This window comes from Mixta hanseatica (assembly GCF_023517775.1).
Lineage (GTDB): Bacteria > Pseudomonadota > Gammaproteobacteria > Enterobacterales > Enterobacteriaceae > Mixta > Mixta hanseatica.
This window is the reverse complement of record NZ_CP082904.1, coordinates 775770-794022: the sequence shown is the minus strand read 5'-3', so window position 1 is coordinate 794022 and position 18253 is coordinate 775770. Positions and strand designations below refer to the sequence as shown.

16 protein-coding genes are annotated in these 18253 nt (G+C 54.6%); 1 reads left to right on the top strand and 15 read right to left on the bottom strand.

What is annotated here, in order from left to right; all coding sequences use genetic code 11:
* Window positions 1-5: 5 nt before the first annotated feature.
* The 9 genes from carA to K6958_RS03715 form a co-directional block, all read right to left on the bottom strand.
* Complete coding sequence (carA, locus tag K6958_RS03755; protein ID WP_249893410.1) at window positions 6-1154, bottom strand: glutamine-hydrolyzing carbamoyl-phosphate synthase small subunit; 1149 nt, start codon at window positions 1152-1154, stop codon at window positions 6-8.
* Window positions 1155-1619: 465 nt separating this feature from the next.
* Window positions 1620-2438: a 4-hydroxy-tetrahydrodipicolinate reductase gene (gene dapB, locus K6958_RS03750; protein WP_249893409.1), complete on the bottom strand. Its 819-nt coding sequence runs from the start codon at window positions 2436-2438 to the stop codon at window positions 1620-1622.
* A 228-nt stretch (window positions 2439-2666) separates the two neighbouring features.
* Window positions 2667-2957, bottom strand: coding sequence for a hypothetical protein (locus tag K6958_RS03745; RefSeq protein ID WP_249893408.1), 291 nt, complete (start codon window positions 2955-2957; stop codon window positions 2667-2669).
* A gap of 230 nt (window positions 2958-3187) precedes the next feature.
* Complete coding sequence (gene ispH / locus K6958_RS03740; protein WP_249893407.1) at window positions 3188-4141, bottom strand: 4-hydroxy-3-methylbut-2-enyl diphosphate reductase; 954 nt, start codon at window positions 4139-4141, stop codon at window positions 3188-3190.
* The gene (gene fkpB, locus K6958_RS03735) at window positions 4138-4593 is read right to left on the bottom strand and encodes an FKBP-type peptidyl-prolyl cis-trans isomerase (protein ID WP_249893406.1); all 456 of its coding nucleotides are present in this window, start codon (window positions 4591-4593) and stop codon (window positions 4138-4140) included. Before fkpB ends, ispH begins: the two co-directional genes overlap by 4 nt.
* Window positions 4590-5102 carry a signal peptidase II gene (lspA, locus tag K6958_RS03730; protein WP_249893405.1) on the bottom strand — a complete coding sequence of 171 codons (513 nt, stop codon included), beginning with the start codon at window positions 5100-5102 and terminating at the stop codon, window positions 4590-4592. The genes fkpB and lspA overlap by 4 nt, the downstream gene beginning before the upstream one ends.
* Window positions 5102-7918, bottom strand: coding sequence for an isoleucine--tRNA ligase (ileS, locus tag K6958_RS03725; RefSeq protein ID WP_249893404.1), 2817 nt, complete (start codon window positions 7916-7918; stop codon window positions 5102-5104). The genes lspA and ileS overlap by 1 nt, the downstream gene beginning before the upstream one ends.
* Window positions 7919-7945: 27 nt before the next feature.
* Complete coding sequence (ribF, locus tag K6958_RS03720) at window positions 7946-8884, bottom strand: bifunctional riboflavin kinase/FAD synthetase (RefSeq protein WP_249893403.1); 939 nt, start codon at window positions 8882-8884, stop codon at window positions 7946-7948.
* A 54-nt stretch (window positions 8885-8938) separates the two neighbouring features.
* Window positions 8939-9151 carry a hypothetical protein gene (locus tag K6958_RS03715; RefSeq protein ID WP_249893402.1) on the bottom strand — a complete coding sequence of 71 codons (213 nt, stop codon included), beginning with the start codon at window positions 9149-9151 and terminating at the stop codon, window positions 8939-8941.
* Between the two features lie 50 nt (window positions 9152-9201).
* On the opposite strand from K6958_RS03715, the gene rpsT reads away from it, so the two are divergent.
* On the top strand, window positions 9202-9465 hold the full coding sequence (gene rpsT / locus K6958_RS03710) for a 30S ribosomal protein S20 (protein ID WP_038628374.1): 264 nt from the start codon (window positions 9202-9204) through the stop codon (window positions 9463-9465).
* Between the two features lie 62 nt (window positions 9466-9527).
* Here rpsT and K6958_RS03705 read toward each other — a convergent pair whose 3' ends face one another.
* The 6 genes from K6958_RS03705 to K6958_RS03680 all read right to left on the bottom strand — a co-directional run bounded on the left by K6958_RS03705 (window position 9528) and on the right by K6958_RS03680 (window position 18203).
* Window positions 9528-10868: a ferredoxin reductase domain-containing protein gene (locus tag K6958_RS03705; RefSeq protein ID WP_249893401.1), complete on the bottom strand. Its 1341-nt coding sequence runs from the start codon at window positions 10866-10868 to the stop codon at window positions 9528-9530.
* A 320-nt stretch (window positions 10869-11188) separates the two neighbouring features.
* Window positions 11189-12079, bottom strand: a complete 891-nt coding sequence (gene nhaR, locus K6958_RS03700; protein WP_249893400.1) for a transcriptional activator NhaR — start codon at window positions 12077-12079, stop codon at window positions 11189-11191.
* 2 nt (window positions 12080-12081) lie between these two features.
* Complete coding sequence (gene nhaA, locus K6958_RS03695) at window positions 12082-13257, bottom strand: Na+/H+ antiporter NhaA (protein WP_249893399.1); 1176 nt, start codon at window positions 13255-13257, stop codon at window positions 12082-12084.
* 287 nt (window positions 13258-13544) lie between these two features.
* Window positions 13545-14684: a molecular chaperone DnaJ gene (gene dnaJ, locus K6958_RS03690; protein ID WP_249893398.1), complete on the bottom strand. Its 1140-nt coding sequence runs from the start codon at window positions 14682-14684 to the stop codon at window positions 13545-13547.
* Between the two features lie 108 nt (window positions 14685-14792).
* A complete protein-coding gene (gene dnaK, locus K6958_RS03685) occupies window positions 14793-16697 on the bottom strand; it encodes a molecular chaperone DnaK (RefSeq protein ID WP_249893397.1) in 1905 nt (634 codons plus the stop codon).
* Between the two features lie 207 nt (window positions 16698-16904).
* Window positions 16905-18203, bottom strand: coding sequence for an MFS transporter (locus K6958_RS03680; protein ID WP_249893396.1), 1299 nt, complete (start codon window positions 18201-18203; stop codon window positions 16905-16907).
* Window positions 18204-18253: the final 50 nt, after the last annotated feature.

Genomic DNA, 18253 nt, shown 5'->3' with positions numbered 1-18253 from the left:
GAAATTTATTTCTGGCCGGCACGGGCCGCTTCAATCAGTTCGATAAAGTGATCGAACAGCGGCGCCGCGTCATGCGGGCCTGGGCTGGCTTCCGGATGTCCCTGGAAGCTAAACGCGGGTTTATCGGTGCGATGAATGCCCTGAACCGTCTGATCGAACAGTGAAACATGGGTAACGCGCAGATTGGCGGGCAAATCCTTCTCATCCACCGCAAAGCCGTGGTTTTGCGCAGTAATCATCACGGTGTCGTTATCAAGATCTTTTACCGGATGGTTGCCGCCGTGGTGACCCAGCTTCATTTTTACCGTTTTGGCTCCGCTGGCCAGCGCCAGCAACTGATGGCCGAGGCAGATGCCGAATACCGGGATTTCCGTTGCCAGAAAGCGCTGAATAGCGCGGATAGCGTAGTCGCATGGCTCCGGATCGCCCGGGCCGTTTGCCAGGAAAATGCCGTCCGGATTGAGCTTCAGCACCTCTTCTGCCGAGGTCTGCGCCGGCACTACCGTCAGGCGACAGCCGCGATCCACCAGCATACGTAAAATATTACGCTTCACGCCAAAATCGTAAGCGACCACATGGTAAGGCAGCTCTTCTGCGGATTTAGCCACAGGCAGTCCGCCGGTCAGTGTCCAGCTTCCCTGCGTCCAGCTGTAGGTTTCGCGGGTACAGACTTCCTTTGCCAGATCCATGCCTTTCAGCCCCGGAAAGGCCTGTGCTTTTTGCAGCGCCAGCTGCGCATCCGGCGTATCGCCAGCAATGATGCAGCCGTTTTGCGCGCCTTTTTCACGCAGCAGACGCGTGAGTTTGCGCGTATCGATATCGGCGATGGCCACGATATTGTTGCGTTTCAGGTAAGCAGACAGCCCTTCTTCATTGCGATAGTTGCTGGCGATCAGCGGCAAATCACGAATCACCAGGCCCTGCGCATGTACCTGCGAGGATTCTTCATCTGCGACATTGGTGCCGACATTACCGATATGGGGATAAGTGAGAGTGACAATCTGGCGGGAATAGGAAGGATCTGTGAGGATTTCTTGATAACCGGTCATTGAAGTATTGAAAACTACCTCTCCCACCGCCGATCCTGTCGCCCCAATGGCCCGACCGTGGAATTGGGTTCCGTCTTCCAGAACCAAAATCGCTGACTTATTCAAAACGTCCTCCAGGGAATAAACAGTCATAATATTTGCATATTAATTCATAACGCATGGCTGAATCAATGCAAAAACCGCTGCTACAGTCGATTTTTGGCAAATTGCGCGCATTCTAATGATCGACTTGAGGAATGTCTACCCAAAAGGCATTTTTTTATGTTTATTTCAGCCATCCTGAGGCAAAACCCTAAGATTAGCCCTAAAAAGCAGGCAATTCATGGCCAGAAAACCGATTGCCTGCTTAGACAGCTGCGAAAAATCATCTGACCGCTCTAAAAAGTAGACCAAATGGTCAAATTTCTTATTTCAGACACCACAGAAAGCATAAAATCATGTCAAAAAATGGATTTAACCATAAAATTAACATGTAATTGACATTTTAAATGGAATAAAAAAGGGCTGATAAATCAGCCCATAAAATTCAATCAGTTATAGAGAATAAAAATCAATTATACTTTAAATTATTTATAAATCATCAAGATTAAGCACGTTTCTCATATCATAAAGGCCCTCTTTTTTGGCGTTAACCCATACAGCAGCCTTAACCGCGCCTTTTGCAAATGTCATGCGACTGGAAGCCTTATGCGTTATCTCCAGACGCTCGCCAATATCTGCAAACATCGCAGTATGCTCGCCGACAATATCGCCGGCGCGAACGGTAGCAAATCCGATAGTTTGCGCGCTGCGCTCGCCGGTATGCCCTTCGCGTGCGTATACCGCATGTTCGTTAAGCGACCAGTCCATCGCATCAGCGATAGCTTCCCCCATCGCCAGCGCGGTACCCGATGGCGCATCAACTTTATGGCGATGGTGCGCTTCGATAATTTCGATATCCGCATAATCGCCCATAACTTTTGCCGTTTTTTCCAGCAGCTTTAGCATCAGATTAACGCCAATGCTGAAGTTAGCGGCGAAGACGATGGCAATCTCTTGCGCAGCCTGTTTAATTGCTGCTTTACCCGCTTCATCAAACCCAGTGGTGCCAATCACCATCCCTTTTTTATGGCGGCGGCAGAAATCCAGCCAGGTAAGCGTCGCTTCCGGGCGGGTAAAGTCGATCAAGATATCGAAATGATTCACTGCTGCTTCAAGGCTATCGCTCACGGTCACGCCAAGCTTACCGATGCCTGCCAACTCGCCAGCATCACTGCCTACCAGCGAGGAACCTTCCCGCGCCAGAGCGGCGCCAAGCGAGACGCCGTCAGTCTGCTCTATCGCCTGGATTAACTGTCGTCCCATTCGTCCTGGTGCGCCGATAATGGCTATGCGGATATCATTACTCATATTTATTCATTCCTGACTCAAGTCTGTGCATACAAAGCGCAATTAGGTTAAACAGCGGGTGCGGGACGCGCCACCATTAAATCAGATAATAAGAATTTTATGCCGCAGGCAAGGTATTATCAGAAAAGTAACTTATGCAGATTGATCAAAGGGAAAATGCGCCGTAAAGGGCTTACGGCGCGCGGAGCTAAACGCTTGACGGTTAACGATCACACCTCACAGAAAAGGTTATTCTACTGGAGTAACCGGTTCAGGAACCGGAGCAGGCTTGTTTTTGCCTTTGCTGATAGCGGACATAACGATGCCCATAATAGTCATCCCGCCTGATATCGCCGTGCCGACAATACCTGCCGTCATAGCGATAAAACCCAGCCCCAGAGTAGGCACGCCAAGAATGGCGCCGCCCACAATAACCGGAATGGTTAACGCCAGGCCAGCATAGCCCATGCCCAGCATGGCATCGGCAGAGATAGCCGCGCCGCTAACCGCTTGAATCTCAGTACGTTGTAATTCTCTCATTAGTAACTCCTTTTAACTTTATGATTAGGGCGTCGCACACAGTCCCACGCACTCTGGCTACTCAGCGAGTGGTTAACGTTGGAAGGGGAGCAACGGAAAAATGCTACTGCAAGCCCTAAGACAACTCAATGCAGCGGGAGGACATGAGTAAAATCTACGCCCGATCGGCTTCAGGATGGAAGGGCAAAGAGGAAAGCGCCCGGAACCTGACAGCATTCCGGGCGTAGCGATTAAACAATCTGACGGGTTTCGAGACGTAACTCTTTGGGCACTTCAAAAACAATATTTTCTTCGCGTCCGCTCAGTTCAGTCACCTCTTCGCCACCAAACTCACGTAGCCGCTGAATAACTTCCTGTACCAGAATATCCGGCGCGGAAGCGCCCGCGGTAACGCCAACGCACGCAATGCCCTGCAACCAGCTCTCCTGAATATCGGCGGCGGAGTCGATCAGCTGCGCACGCTTACCGGCACGCTGAGCCAGCTCTGCCAGCCGGTTGGAGTTGGATGAGTTTTTAGAGCCGACAACCAGAACCACATCCGCCTCGGCAGCCAGACTACGTACCGCTTCCTGACGATTAGTGGTAGCGTAGCAGATATCATCTTTGCGCGGCCCAACGATATTAGGGAAGCGCTGACGCAACGCATCGATCACTGCAGAGGTATCATCAACCGACAGCGTGGTTTGCGTCATAAAGCACAGGTTGTTTTCATTTTTCACCTGCAGCTTAAACACATCTTCCGGCGATTCCACCAGATACATACCGCCCTGTGCATTGCTGTATTGCCCCATGGTGCCTTCCACTTCCGGATGGCCCGCATGGCCGATCAGAATCGCTTCGGTTCCTTTGCGACTGGCGCGCGCCACTTCCATATGGACTTTGGTCACCAGCGGACAGGTGGCATCAAACAGCATGGTGAGCTGACGCGCTTTTGCCTCGGCGCGCACCGCCTGAGAAACCCCGTGCGCGGAGAAAATCAGGATCGCGCCATCCGGCACTTCGGTAATTTCTTCAATAAAAATCGCCCCACGCTCACGCAGGCTGTTCACCACGTAGCGGTTATGCACCACTTCATGACGCACATAAATCGGCGCGCCATACATTTCCAGCGCCCGCTCGACAATGCTGATGGCACGATCAACGCCAGCACAGAAGCCACGCGGGTTCGCTAACAAAATTCTCATGCGTCGCTCTCCAGAACCGGATTGATCTCCAGCACTTCAATATCGAAGTGAACCCTGTGGCCCGCTAAGGGATGATTGAAATCGACGGTAATCGAATCCCCGGCGATTTCACGGATCACGCCCGGCATTTCGCTGCCGTCCATACTGGTAAACAGCATAATGGCGCCAATTTCCGGCTCGCCCGCCTGCATAAAATCACGACGGGAAAAGTACTGAATCAGGTCGGGGATCACATTGCCGAAAGCGGCTTCCGGCTCCAGCGCAAACGCTTTTTTAGCGCCAGCCTGCAACCCAAGTAGCTCTTCCTCCAGCGGTGCCGACAGGCTGCCATCGCCCAGGCGAAACAGCGCCGGTTTGCCATTGGCGCGGGTTGATTCCGCCGTGGAGCCATCTTCCAGTTTCAGGATGAAGTGCAGCAGCACCGCGCTGTCGCGCTGTACAGAATCGGTCATGCCTTACCCTTTTGCTTCGCCTGTTTACCGGAGGGCGTGAAGAAGCCCTCCAACACGATCAGCGCGGCGCCGACGCAGATACCGCAATCGGCAATATTGAAGGTGGCGAAATGCCACCCGCCAATATAGAAGTCGATGAAATCGACCACGAAACCGTGCCAGGCGCGATCAAACAGGTTACCCAGCGCGCCGCCAATGATCAGCGCGTAGGCAATGTTGTTAATTTTTTGGCTGGCGGCGGTACGGTACATCATCACCAGCAGCGCCACCGCAATCGCGATGGCGATACCCGCAAAGAACCAGCGCTGCCAGCCGCCTTTATCCGCGAGGAAGCTAAAAGCCGCCCCGTAGTTATGGGCATAGAACAGGTTGAGATATGGCATCACCGGTATCGTTTCATGCAGCGCCATGTTGTTCATTACCCATAGCTTACTGGCCAAATCGATACCGATTACCACCACCACCAGCCAGAGCCAACGCAGTCCGGTTGCAAACAGAGATTTACGCATCAGGCAAACTTACGCTCTTCGCCGTTTCCGGCCACGTTAGTGACGCAGCGTCCGCAGATATCCGGGTGCGCGGCGTCCAGTCCAATATCGGTAGTGTAATGCCAGCAGCGCGGGCATTTCTCACCTTCCGCTTTGTGCAGGGCGATTTTCAGACCTTTTAACGCCTCGCTCTGCTGCGCCTCTTCCGGTGCCAGCGCATAATCCGCCACCTGCGCGCCCGAAGTCAGCAGCACAAAGCGCAGCTCATTGCCCAGAGCGGTGAGTTTCTCCGCCAGCGCGGCGTCGGCATACAGCGTGACCGTCGCCTCCAGCGAACCGCCGATACGTTTGTCGCTGCGCGCCTGCTCAATCACCTTATTCACTTCGCTGCGCACTTTCAGCAGTTCAGCCCAGTAAGCGTCATTCAGCGATTCGCCTTCATCCAGCCCAAACAGGCCGTCGTACCACTCTTCGGTGAAGACATACTGCGCGCGTTTGCCCGGCAGGTAGCCCCAGATTTCGTCAGCGGTAAAGGACATGATCGGCGCCATCCAGCGCACCAGCGCCTCGACGATATACCACAGCGCGCTCTGGCAGCTGCGGCGCGCCACGCTGTCGCTTTTCGCGGTGTACTGGCGATCTTTAATGATATCCAGATAGAAAGAGCCCATCTCGACCGAACAGAACTGCATCAGGCGCTGCACGACTTCATGGAAGTCATAGTTAGCGTAAGATTCAATAATGTCCGCCTGCGCCGCCTGCGCACGGCCCACCGCCCAGCGATCCAGCACCACCATCTCTTCCGGTTTCACCAGATCGGTTTCAGGATTGAAGCCGTTAAGGTTAGCCAGCAGGAAGCGTGCGGTGTTGCGGATACGACGATAGGCATCGGCAGAACGCTTCAGGATCTCATCGGATACCGCCATTTCGCCGGAGTAATCGGTCGAGGCGACCCACAGACGCAGAATATCGGCGCCCAGCTTGTTCATTACGTCCTGCGGGCTAACGGTGTTGCCCAGCGATTTGGACATCTTGCGGCCCTGACCATCTACGGTAAAGCCGTGCGTCAATACCTGACGGTAAGGCGCTTTGCCTTTCATCGCCGTAGAGATCATCAACGAGGACATAAACCAGCCGCGATGCTGATCCGAACCTTCCAGATACATATCGGCGCTGTGGCCGTGGAACTCCGGACGCACATCGACCACGGAAGCATGCGTTGAACCTGAATCGAACCAGACGTCGAGCGTATCCGGCACTTTCATGTAGTTGTCGGCGTCGTCGCCCATCAGATCGCGCGGATCGAGATCCCACCACGCCTGAATGCCATCCTGCTCTACGCGCTGCGCCACTTTTTCCATTAGCGCCAGCGTATCCGGATGCAGCTGTTCGGTTTCTTTATGCACGAACAGCGCCATCGGTACGCCCCAGGTGCGCTGACGCGAGATGCACCAGTCAGGACGGTTGGCGACCATCGACTCAATACGCGCCTGACCCCAGTCCGGGATCCACTGCACGCCTTTGATCTCTTTCAGCGACTGCGCGCGCAGCCCTTTCTGATCCATGCTGATAAACCACTGCGGCGTGGCGCGGAAGATAATCGGCGTTTTATGGCGCCAGCAGTGGGGATAGCTGTGCTGCATTTTTTCTACATGCAGCAGCGCGCCCTTTTCACGCAGCAGCTCAACGATCATATCGTTAGCTTTAAAAACGTTGACGCCGTCCAGCGACGGATATGTTCCCGGCAGATAAGTGCCGTCCGGACCGACCGGGTTGGCGGTTTCCAGGCCATATTTCTGACCGATCACATAGTCGTCCGGGCCGTGGCCGGGGGCGGTATGCACCGCACCGGTACCGGCATCCAGCGTAACGTGCTCGCCCAGCACCACCGGTACGTCAAAGGCAAGGAACGGATGCTGAAAACGCATCAGTTCCAGCGTCGCGCCGGTGGTGGCGCCCAGCACCGTCCACTCGCTGACGCCTGCGCGCTGCATGACGCTCTCAACCAGATCTTTCGCCAGAATCAACGCGCGTCCGTCGATCTGCACCAGCTGATATTCAAATTCAGGATGCAGTGAAATCGCGCGGTTGGCTGGCATGGTCCACGGCGTAGTCGTCCAGATAACCAGCGCAATCGGCCCTGTTACCTGGGCTGCGCCAAATTTCGCCGCCACCGCCGCCGCGTCAGTCGCGTTGAACATCACGTCGATAGAAGGCGAGGTTTTGTCGTAATACTCCACTTCCGCTTCCGCCAGCGCGGAACGGCAGTCCAGACACCAGTGCACCGGCTTAGCGCCTTTATGCAAATGACCGTTGCCGATGATTTTGCCCAGCGCACGGATAATATTGGCTTCGGTGTGGAAATCCATCGTCAGATAAGGACGATCCCAGTCACCCAGCACGCCCAGACGGATAAAGTCGTTTTTCTGGCCGGCAACCTGCTCCGCCGCATATTTACGGCAGGCTTCGCGGAACTCCGCGGCGCTGACCTTCTCGCCCGGCTTACCGATCATCTGCTCGACTTTATGTTCGATCGGCAGGCCGTGACAGTCCCAGCCCGGGACGTACGGCGAATCGAAGCCCGACAGACCTTTGGACTTGATAATAATATCTTTCAGAATCTTATTAACTGAGTGACCAATGTGGATGCTGCCGTTCGCATACGGAGGGCCATCGTGCAGGATAAAGGTTTTTTTCCCTTTTTTGGCGGCGCGGATGATGCCGTACAGGTTGTCATCAGTCCAGCGTTGCAGCATACCCGGTTCGCGTTTGGCGAGATCGCCACGCATCGGGAACCCCGTTTCCGGCAAATTCAGGGTAGATTTATAGTCACTCATCAGATTCTCGATTCCGTGTTTCGGTTGTTACACCGGTGTTTTAAGCCCAAAAAATTCGCGGGCAGTCACCACATCTTTAGCAATTTGCTCTTTAAGCGCATCCAGCGAGGGAAAACGCTGCTCATTACGTATTTTTTGGCGCAGCACGACGTCAATATGACGTCCGTACATATTCATTGATACATCCAGCAGATGCACTTCCAGCTGCTGACGCAGGCCGGCAACCGTTGGACGCGTACCGATATTCGCCACGCCCGGCAGCGGTTGTTCGCTCAGCCCATAGACGTCAACGGCGTAAACGCCTTTAACCGGCGATACTCTGCGCCGAAGCAGTACGTTAGCCGTGGGGAAACCGATGGTGCGGCCCAGCGCGTCACCATGCACGACGCGGCCAGAAAGCGCAAAGGGATGGCCCAATAGCGACTGCGCCAGCGCCAGGTCGTCATTCGCCAGCGCCTGGCGAATCGCCGTGCTGCTGATACGTTTACCGCCTTCACTGAAAGTCTGGGTGCTGATGACGTCAAAGCCATATTCCACGCCCGCTTTCTGTAATAACAGGAAATCCCCTTCGCGACCAGCGCCGAAACGGAAATCATCACCAACGGCGAGAAAGCGCACGCCAAGCTTATCAACCAGCAGATCGTTCACGAAGCTCTGCGCGCTAACGGCGGCGAAGCGGCGGTCGAAGCGCACGCACAGCACGGCATCAACGCCCGCCTGCGCCAGATATTTCAGTTTATCACGCAGACGCGTCAGGCGCGCCGGCGCTTTATCGGCCGCAAACAGCTCCAGCGGCTGCGGCTCGAACAGCATGACCACGACCGGCAGATTGCGCCGCCGGCCTTCTTCGCACAGGCGAGCCAGCAGCGCCTGATGGCCCCGATGCACCCCATCGAAATTGCCGATAGTCAGCACGCAGCCGCCAGGCTGCGTCCGGAGATTATGAATGCCGCGTATAAACTTCATGGCTGACTCAAGTTGGTGGAAATCGGCGGATTATACCTTGTACAACCGCCAAGGTTAACCCGTCAGGGCGCCTTTCCCGCTTTCCGGTGGCGATTTCTCTGCCGTCAGGGCCTGGCGCCGGGGATCACGCTTTTTTTCTTGCGAAATACTGTATTCAGCACGGGGAAACTGGTAGAATCTTGCGCCATCAATTACGTAACCGAGCGTTGTTTGTAAAACGGCGCTTATTTGCACAAATCCATTGACAAAATAAGGCGTAAAAGGCATAGTCCTCGGCCTTTGATTTGTCCGTATAGAACATATTTGGGAGTTGGACCTTGGCTAATATCAAATCAGCTAAGAAACGCGCCGTAACATCTGAGAAACGTCGCAAGCATAACGCAAGCCGTCGTTCCATGATGCGTACTTTCATCAAGAAAGTATACGCAGCAGTTGAAGCTGGCGATAAAGAAGCTGCACAGAAAGCATTTAACGAAATGCAACCGATCGTGGACCGTCAGGCTGCTAAAGGTCTGATCCACAAAAACAAAGCTGCACGTCATAAAGCTAACCTGACTGCACAGATCAACAAACTGGCTTAATCGCCGCTTGTTAATCAGCTTTGAAAGAACCGGCCAGTGGCCGGTTTTTTTTCGTCCTGATGTTATGAATCCCAAATCGCGCCGTAAGCGGCGATGCCCTGCGCTTCACACCCTTCCACTACATAATCGGTTAACGGCCGGTTAGCGATACAGATCACCGCCTCCGCATTAATCTCTTTGACCTTTTGACAGGCCAGCAGCAGCAGATCCGGCTTGCCGTGCGCATCGGTATCCCAAATCAATACGCCCGGATGCGCCGCAATAATTTCATTCACGAACGCTTCGCCATAGGTCACGACTGGATTACGCGTTGACCAGATCAGCTTACAGGGGCGCGGATTGTTTACCAGATGCGGCAGCAGCGGCCCAATTCCACTACCGGTAGCCACGTACACCACAGAGTTAAATATTTTGTTCATGCTGCCAACGCCCGGCGTGGGAATGCCTTTAAACCAGACGTGCGAAGGCGGATTATCAATAAAACGGGAGGTCCAGTCGCCGGCGCGTGAGATCAGCATGCGGCATCCCGGCCTGCCCACCAGCGGAATGTTGGCGAAAGCATGCCATTCCATTAGCGGATCCAGGCTGATGGCCAACGTCGAGCCGGGAAAGGGATCCCGCGGTAAAGCGAACTCAATAATCACCGCATGGGAAGAAGGCCGTGTGACGATGATGGGAACGCGCCGCAAACGCAGCCAGGGAAGGATAATGCTACCGGTGATAGCCAGCAGTCCCCAGAAGGCGAACGCGTGGCTAAGGTGATGCCAGCGCCACTCTCCATGATGACTGTCGCGCACGAACCATAAAACCTGCAGCCATGACAGTGCCAGCGAGCTCCAGCCCATATAACGGTGCATATGTTCAAACAGGTTATGGTAGCGCCGCCTAATCTGCGGCAGCGCCGTCAGGGAGATGGCGCACAGCATCAGCACCAGCAGCGTATTCACCGTCAACAACTGGTTTGATAGCCCGCCCTGCGCCTGCTGTTGATAAAAGGCAGCCAGGGTAAAAAGCAGCAGCCACAGACAGCTAAAGGTAGCGCAGCCGGAATGCAGCCCACCGAACTGGTAGACATTCGCCAGATGACGCCGCAGACGCAGCGGCCAGCGCACCGGAATGCGCCACGCCAGCTGAAACAGCCCGTTGATAAGATATTGCTGACGAATCAGTATGGTCACACAGAGATTAGCGATCACCATATTGCCGAAGTTACCTAAAGAAATATGGCTTTCATCCCACCAGCTGCCGCTGACTAAAGCCCAACTCATTATTGATAAGTTAACCATGCTGACCGTAATAAACAGCATTTGATAATGAGTAAGTACCGGAGAAGAAAATTGCTGTGTTAATCCCTGGTGAGGAACAGGTAATACCGACGCCGTTTTATTTTTTTCGTTCTGCATACTTCGCTCCTGAGATGACCTTATTCCGTCCGATGGATGGACGTCATATTCCACCGTCAGCGCGCCGGGGCAATATGGTCCTCAAGGTGGTGAGTTGACAGCGCGTAGCGTAAAGAAAGGTAAAATGGCAGTAAATGGAAAATGAAAAAATGAGACTTTTGCCTAATAGCCGTCTGCTGAAATAAATGCAGGGAATTCTTAGTTATTCTGATAATTGCTGGATCGGATAACCACGCTGGCTATTTCCGCCGGCGCGAAAAGCAGGGGGCCGCAAATAAAAGGCGCCTGAAAATAGATCCAGCTTATTTATACTTTTCTTATTACTCATTAAATAACGTAGTGAAATTGTGATTACAGATACGCTGCACGGCCGGGTGCTGAATCATCCGTTCAGCGAAGATAACGTAATACTCTTCTCTCACCTCCTCCAGCCGTCCCACCTCCTGAATAGCGCCATCCTGATAAATTTCCTGTCCGTAGCGCGTCGGTGCGACAAAAATAGCGTGGTTAGCGGCGCCAAACGCCTTCATCAGGGCGGCGTCATCAAATTCGCCGAGAATCTCCACCTGTAGCTCCTGGCTGCTAAGCCAGCGCTGTAGCTGACGTCCCAGCATGGAACGCCGGCCGGGGATAAGCAGCCGCCGCTCTTCCAGACAGGCGGGAAAAGGCTGCTGCGGTAGCGGCGGCGTACACCAAAAGCTGATGCCGCACTCGCCCAGCTTGACGGAAAACAGCCCTTCCTGCTGGGTAGAATCAACCGGGCAATCGGATAAAATCATATCCAGCTTGTGCTGACTCAGCTGCTCCAGCAGCATTTCATGGGTAGATTCAAAACAGCGCAGGTGAATGCGCTCATCATCCCGCACCGCCGTTGCCAGTACCTTGCTGACCAACCGCTTTGATAAGGCATCCGCTACGCCGACATCAAACAGCAGGTTCGATTCCTTGCGGTAGTTAACGATATCCATCATTTCCTGACTGAGCGTGAACATGCGATCGGCATAGCGGAAAACCAGCTGCCCCAGCTCCGTTGGTACTAATCCCCTGCCCTGGCGCCGGAACAGCTTGCCCTGTAATCGCTCCTCCAGCGCTTTGATCTGTCCGGTGATGGTTTGCGGCGTTAAGAAAAGCTTCTCCGCCGCGTTAACAATCGATCCCTGTTTACAGACGTGCCAAAAGTAGTAGAGATGGTTGTAGTTAAGATGAGACATACTCACGCCTTTTCCCGGCTGTGCGGCGGGCTTAACTTAACGCGCAGCAGTGAATACCCCACCACGGCCGACAATAGCGAACCGATTAAAATAGCCAGCTTGGCCAATACCATCAGTTCGGCGCTCAGGTCGCCATAGGCCAGCGAGGCGATGAAAATCGACATGGTAAAGCCGATCCCGCACAGTACGCCCACCGCTGCAATACTACTCAGGCTGGCGCCCTGCGGCAATTTCGCCACCCCCAGCCTGACGCTCAGCCAGCAAAACAGCGTAATGCCCAACGGCTTGCCGATAAACAGCCCAAGAATAATGCCCAGCGGCAGCAGTGAGAACAGCGCGTTGACAGAAACCCCATCCAGCGCCACGCCTGCGTTAGCGAACGCGAACAGCGGCAGAATCAGCCAGGTGACCCAGGGGTGAAGACCATGCTCCAGCGCTCTGGCCGGTGATTTTCCCTCTTTTTCAGCAAGCGGCACAAAGAAACCAATTACCACGCCCGCCAGCGTGGCATGCACACCCGATTTTAATACCGCCACCCACAGCACGACGCCCACCACGATATAGAGCGAAGTGCGGCGCACATTAAACAGATTCAACAGCGCCAGTACGATAATTGCCCCGGCGGCCACGCTCAGTGAGAGCAGCGACAGCCCATGGGTATAGAACAGCGCAATAATGACGATCGCGCCTAAGTCATCAATGATCGCCAGCGCCATAAGGAATATTTTCAGCGCCGGCGGCACGCGGCTGCCTAACAGCGCCAGTACGCCAAGCGCAAAGGCGATATCGGTAGCGGTAGGCACCGCCCAGCCGTTGCGGGTAATCTCATCCGCGCCGTTGAATAACAAGAAAATCAGCGCCGGAACCAGCATACCGCCAAGAGCGGCAATCAGGGGAAACACCGCCTTGTCACGGCTGGCCAGCGATCCGGCGATTAGCTCGCGCTTCACTTCCAGACCGATGGCTAAAAAGAACACCGCCATTAGCGCATCGTTAATCCACAGCAGCATATTTTTATTGATATGCAGATCGCCAAAGCGAAACTCTACCGGCATCGCCAGCAGCGAAGCGTATACCGGCTGGGTAGCGTCTATATTCGCCAATAGCATCGCCAGTATGGCCGCCACGATAAGCACAATACCGCCGGTCGCCTCATTAGCTAATAAGCGTTTAATCATCCTTCCATCCTCTTGCCAGAAATATTGCGTTAAGCCTAAGCATACTGAATTTAATGGTTCGGTAAAAACAGGTTATTTGGCGCAAATAGCTCGAAAAAAGCGAACTGTTATAGAAGATCCGCCGACTCAGCAACAATAATCACAGGAATGAAAGGGTTATCGCGCCGCGGGAAGAGGCAAAAGCGTGGGTAATTACTCGCCAGCGTGTAATGGCCGGACAGGACTGCATCAGGCAGAACGGTAAAAATAAAAAAACGCCCCTGAATGGGGCGTCTGGAGGAACGCGATTAACGCGTTAGATCATCAAAAAACTTCTTCACGCCGTCGAAAAAGCTTTTCGACCGCGGGCTGTTTTTCTCACCGCTGGGGCCGCCGAAGCTTTCTTCCAGCTCGCGCAGCAGTGATTTTTGTTTTTCGTTCAGGCTTACCGGCGTTTCCACCACCACGCGGCATAACAGGTCGCCCTGCGCGCCGCCACGGACCGATTTCACCCCTTTACCGCGCATACGGAACAGTTTACCGGTTTGGGTTTCCGCCGGAACCTTCAGCTTAACGCGTCCATCCAGCGTCGGCACTTCGATTTCGCCGCCCAGCGCCGCCATGGCAAAGTTAATCGGCACTTCGCAGTAAAGGTTATTGTCTTCACGCTCAAAGATCGGGTGTTTTTTCACCGACACCTGTACGTAAAGATCGCCCGCCGGCGCGCCATGCTCGCCCGCTTCGCCTTCGCCGCTGAGACGAATACGATCGCCGGTATCCACGCCCGCCGGGATTTTAACCGACAGCGTTTTTGATTTTTCTACGCGGCCATGTCCGTGACAGGCGTTGCAGGGATCTTTGATAATCGAGCCGCGCCCATGACAGCTCGGACACGCCTGCTGCACGGTGAAGAAGCCCTGACGCATCTGTACCTGACCTGCGCCATGACAGGTTGGACAGGTCTGCGGCTGCGTACCCGATTTAGCACCGCTACCATGACAAACATCACATTCCTGCAGCGTGGGAATACGGATCTCTTTGGTCACGCCGCGCACCGCTTCTTCCAGCGTCAGCTCCATGTTGTAGCGTAAATCGGCGCCACGGGCTGCGCGCTGCCGACGGCCGCCGCCAAAGATGTCGCCGAACACGTCGCCAAAGATATCGCTGAAGTCTGCGCCGCCGCCAAAGCCGCCGCCGCCGAAACCACCGCCCATGCCGCCCTGTTCAAAGGCCGCATGTCCGTACTGATCGTAGGCCGCGCGCTTCTGCGCATCGGTCAGAATTTCGTAAGCCTCTTTCACTTCTTTGAATTTGGCTTCGGCTTCCTGGTCGCCCGGATTGCGGTCAGGATGGTATTTCATTGCCAGGCGTTTATAGGCCTTTTTGATTTCACGCTCATCCGCAGACTTTGGGACGCCTAAAATCTCGTAGTAGTCTGTTTTCGCCATTGTTATCTTTCCTGCCCTTAACATGCATGCACGGGCGTGGAGAAACTCCTACGCCCGTGCTGGTTACCAGCGGTTGTCAGGGCAACCGCCGCGCCCGGTCAGGGGCAATTATTTTTTGTCTTTAACTTCTTCGAACTCAGCGTCGACCACGTCATCTTCTTTCTTCGCAGAAGCGTCGCCGGCGTCAGCTGGCTGGCCCTGCTGCTGAGCGAACTCCATCAGCTTGCCGGAAACTTCTACCAGCGCCTGGATTTTCGCTTCGATTTCCGCTTTGTCTTCGCCTTTCAGCGCGGTATTCAAATCGTTAAGTGCGGATTCGATCGGCGCTTTGTCGTCGGCAGAAAGTTTATCGCCGGCTTCGTCCAGCTGTTTACGGGTGCTGTGGGCAATCTGGTCACCCTGGTTACGCGCCTGTACCAGCTCTTCGAATTTACGGTCAGCTTCAGCGTTAGCTTCCGCATCGCGTACCATTTTCGCGATCTCTTCCTCGTTCAGACCAGAAGAAGCCTTGATGGTAATCTTCTGCTCTTTACCGGAGTTTTTATCTTTCGCCGATACGTGCAGGATACCGTCAGCATCGATATCGAAAGTCACTTCGATCTGCGGCATACCGCGCGGCGCCGGCTGGATACCATCCAGGTTAAACTGACCCAGCGATTTGTTATCCGCTGCGCGTTTACGCTCACCCTGCAGCACATGGATGGTTACCGCAGACTGGTTGTCTTCCGCAGTAGAGAACACCTGGCTGTGCTTGGTTGGGATAGTGGTGTTTTTGCTGATCAGCGCAGTCATCACGCCGCCCATGGTTTCGATACCCAGCGATAGCGGGGTCACGTCCAGCAGCAGGACGTCTTTCACGTCGCCCGCCAGCACGCCGCCCTGTACCGCAGCACCGACAGCGACCGCTTCATCAGGGTTAACGTCTTTACGCGGCTCTTTACCAAAGAACTCGGCAACTTTCGCCTGCACCATTGGCATACGCGTCTGACCACCCACCAGGATCACATCATTGATGTCGGATACTGACAGGCCAGCGTCCTGCAGAGCAACTTTCAGCGGCTCAATAGAACGGGCAACCAGATCTTCAACCAGCGACTCCAGTTTCGCACGGGTCACTTTGATGTTCAGGTGTTTCGGACCGGTCGCGTCAGCCGTGATGTACGGCAGGTTTACGTCGGTCTGCTGAGCGGAAGAGAGCTCGATTTTCGCTTTCTCCGCGGCTTCTTTCAGACGCTGCATCGCCAGCGGATCGTTGTGCAGATCGATGCCCTGATCTTTCTTGAATTCCGCTACCAGGTAGTTAATCAGACGGCTGTCGAAGTCTTCACCACCCAGGTGGGTATCACCGTTGGTAGCCAGCACTTCGAAGGTTTTTTCGCCGTCGACTTCATCGATTTCGATAATGGAGATATCGAAAGTACCACCACCCAGGTCATAAACCGCGATAGTACGGTTGCCCTGACCTTTGTCCAGGCCGTAAGCCAGTGCGGCAGCGGTCGGTTCGTTGATGATACGTTTTACTTCCAGACCTGCGATACGGCCTGCGTCTTTGGTTGCCTGACGCTGCGCATCGTTAAAGTAGGCCGGTACGGTGATAACCGCTTCAGTTACCGGTTCGCCCAGGTAATCTTCCGCCGTTTTCTTCATTTTTTTCAGCACTTCCGCAGAAATCTGCGGCGGCGCCATTTTCTGACCTCTTACGTCCAGCCATGCATCGCCATTGTCGGACTGCGTGATTTTGTAAGGCATGATTTTAATGTCACGCTGTACTTCTTCGTCCTGGAAACGACGACCAATCAGGCGCTTGATTGCAAACAGGGTGTTCTGCGGGTTAGTCACGGCCTGACGTTTAGCAGGCTGACCGACCAGCGTTTCACCATCCTGGGTATATGCAATAATTGACGGAGTGGTGCGATCGCCTTCGGCATTTTCCAGCACGCGTGCTTTGGTGCCATCCATAATCGCAACACATGAGTTGGTTGTACCGAGGTCAATACCAATAATCTTACCCATCTAAACGTCTCCCACTTAAAAACGGTCTCAATTAGGGTTGTGAATCAGTTAGTGCGGACGATTTGTTTATTTTCAACTGTCCGCCTGCGCGCTTTGCGCTTCACAACGCTGGATGACTTCAAAATGGGGCCGCTTCGCAGCGCATCAAGGGTTAAGTAAAAAAAAATTTTTGCGACCTGATGGCAACGGCGATTTTTTCGCCGCCCGTCAGGCGTTCACCTGCTGCAAAATAGCGTTACGCCGATCGGCCCAGCCCAGCCACAGCCCGGTCAGAATGCCAACCAGCGCCAGCGCCAGCACATACCAGGCGGCCGCCAGCGGCGAGAAGCGCATCAATAGCGTGACGCAAACGGGTGTTAGTCCGCCGAAGATGGCGTAGGCGAGATTGTATGAAAAAGAGATGCCGGTAAAGCGTATCGCCGCCGGAAAAGCGCGCACCATAACAAAAGGCACGATGCCGACCACGCCGACGCTGAGCCCCGCCAGCGCGTAAGTGATAAACAACGCCGTCGGCGAACGGGCGGCCTGAGTAAAGAAAACCCAGCTGCAAAGCGCCAGCAACAGACAGCCGATGGTTAACACTTTGGCCGCCCCCAGCCGATCCGCCAGCAGTCCGGCAATGATACAGCCCGCCAGCAGCATCACGGTTGCCACGCTATTGGCCTGTAGGGTGAGCGCCGCCGACAGCGCCGTCTGTTTTTGCAGCAGCGTCGGCGCCATCAGAATCACCACTACGATGCAGGCAGAGAGCAGCCAGGTCAGCAGCATGGAAATCAACACCGCGCGCTTGTGGTTTTGCAGCACGTTACGCAGCGGCAAGCCGTCAGCCAGGGTTTTACGCGCCTGCATCTGTTGGAAAACCGGCGTTTCATGCAGCCAGCGCCGCAAATACATTGCCAGCAGGCCGAATGCGCCGCCTAAAAAGAAAGGAATGCGCCAGCCGCCCGCCGCGATGGCCTCTGGCGAGAGCAGACTGTTAATCAGCGTAGCCACCAGCGATCCCAGCAGGATGCCGGCCGTTAGGCCTGCGGTTAAGGTGCCGCAGGCGAAGCCCACGCGCTTTTCAGGTACATGTTCCGCCACGAAGACCCAGGCGCCGGGCACTTCGCCGCCGATCGCCGCACCCTGTAAAATACGCAGCAGCAGCAAGAGCAGCGGAGCCGTCAGGCCGATGGCGTGATAATCGGGCAAGGCGCCCATCGCCAGCGTAGGTAAAGCCATCAGCAGAATGCTCAGGCTAAACATTTTCTTTCTGCCGACCCGATCGCCAAAGTGCGCCATAACAATGCCGCCCAGCGGACGCGCCAGATAACCGGCAGCAAAAATTGCAAAGGTTTGCAGCTGACGCAGCCAGTCAGGAATATCGGGTGGAAAGAACAGCTCGCCAATCACCGCAGCGAAAAAGACAAAGATGATAAAGTCGTAGAATTCCAGCGCGCCGCCGAGCGCAGCCAGCGACAGCGTTTTGTAATCCTGCCGGTTGAGCCGGCGAGCCTGTGATTTCATAAGTGTGTTCGCGCTTCCAGAGCTAAGAAAAAAATTGAACGTGACTTTGT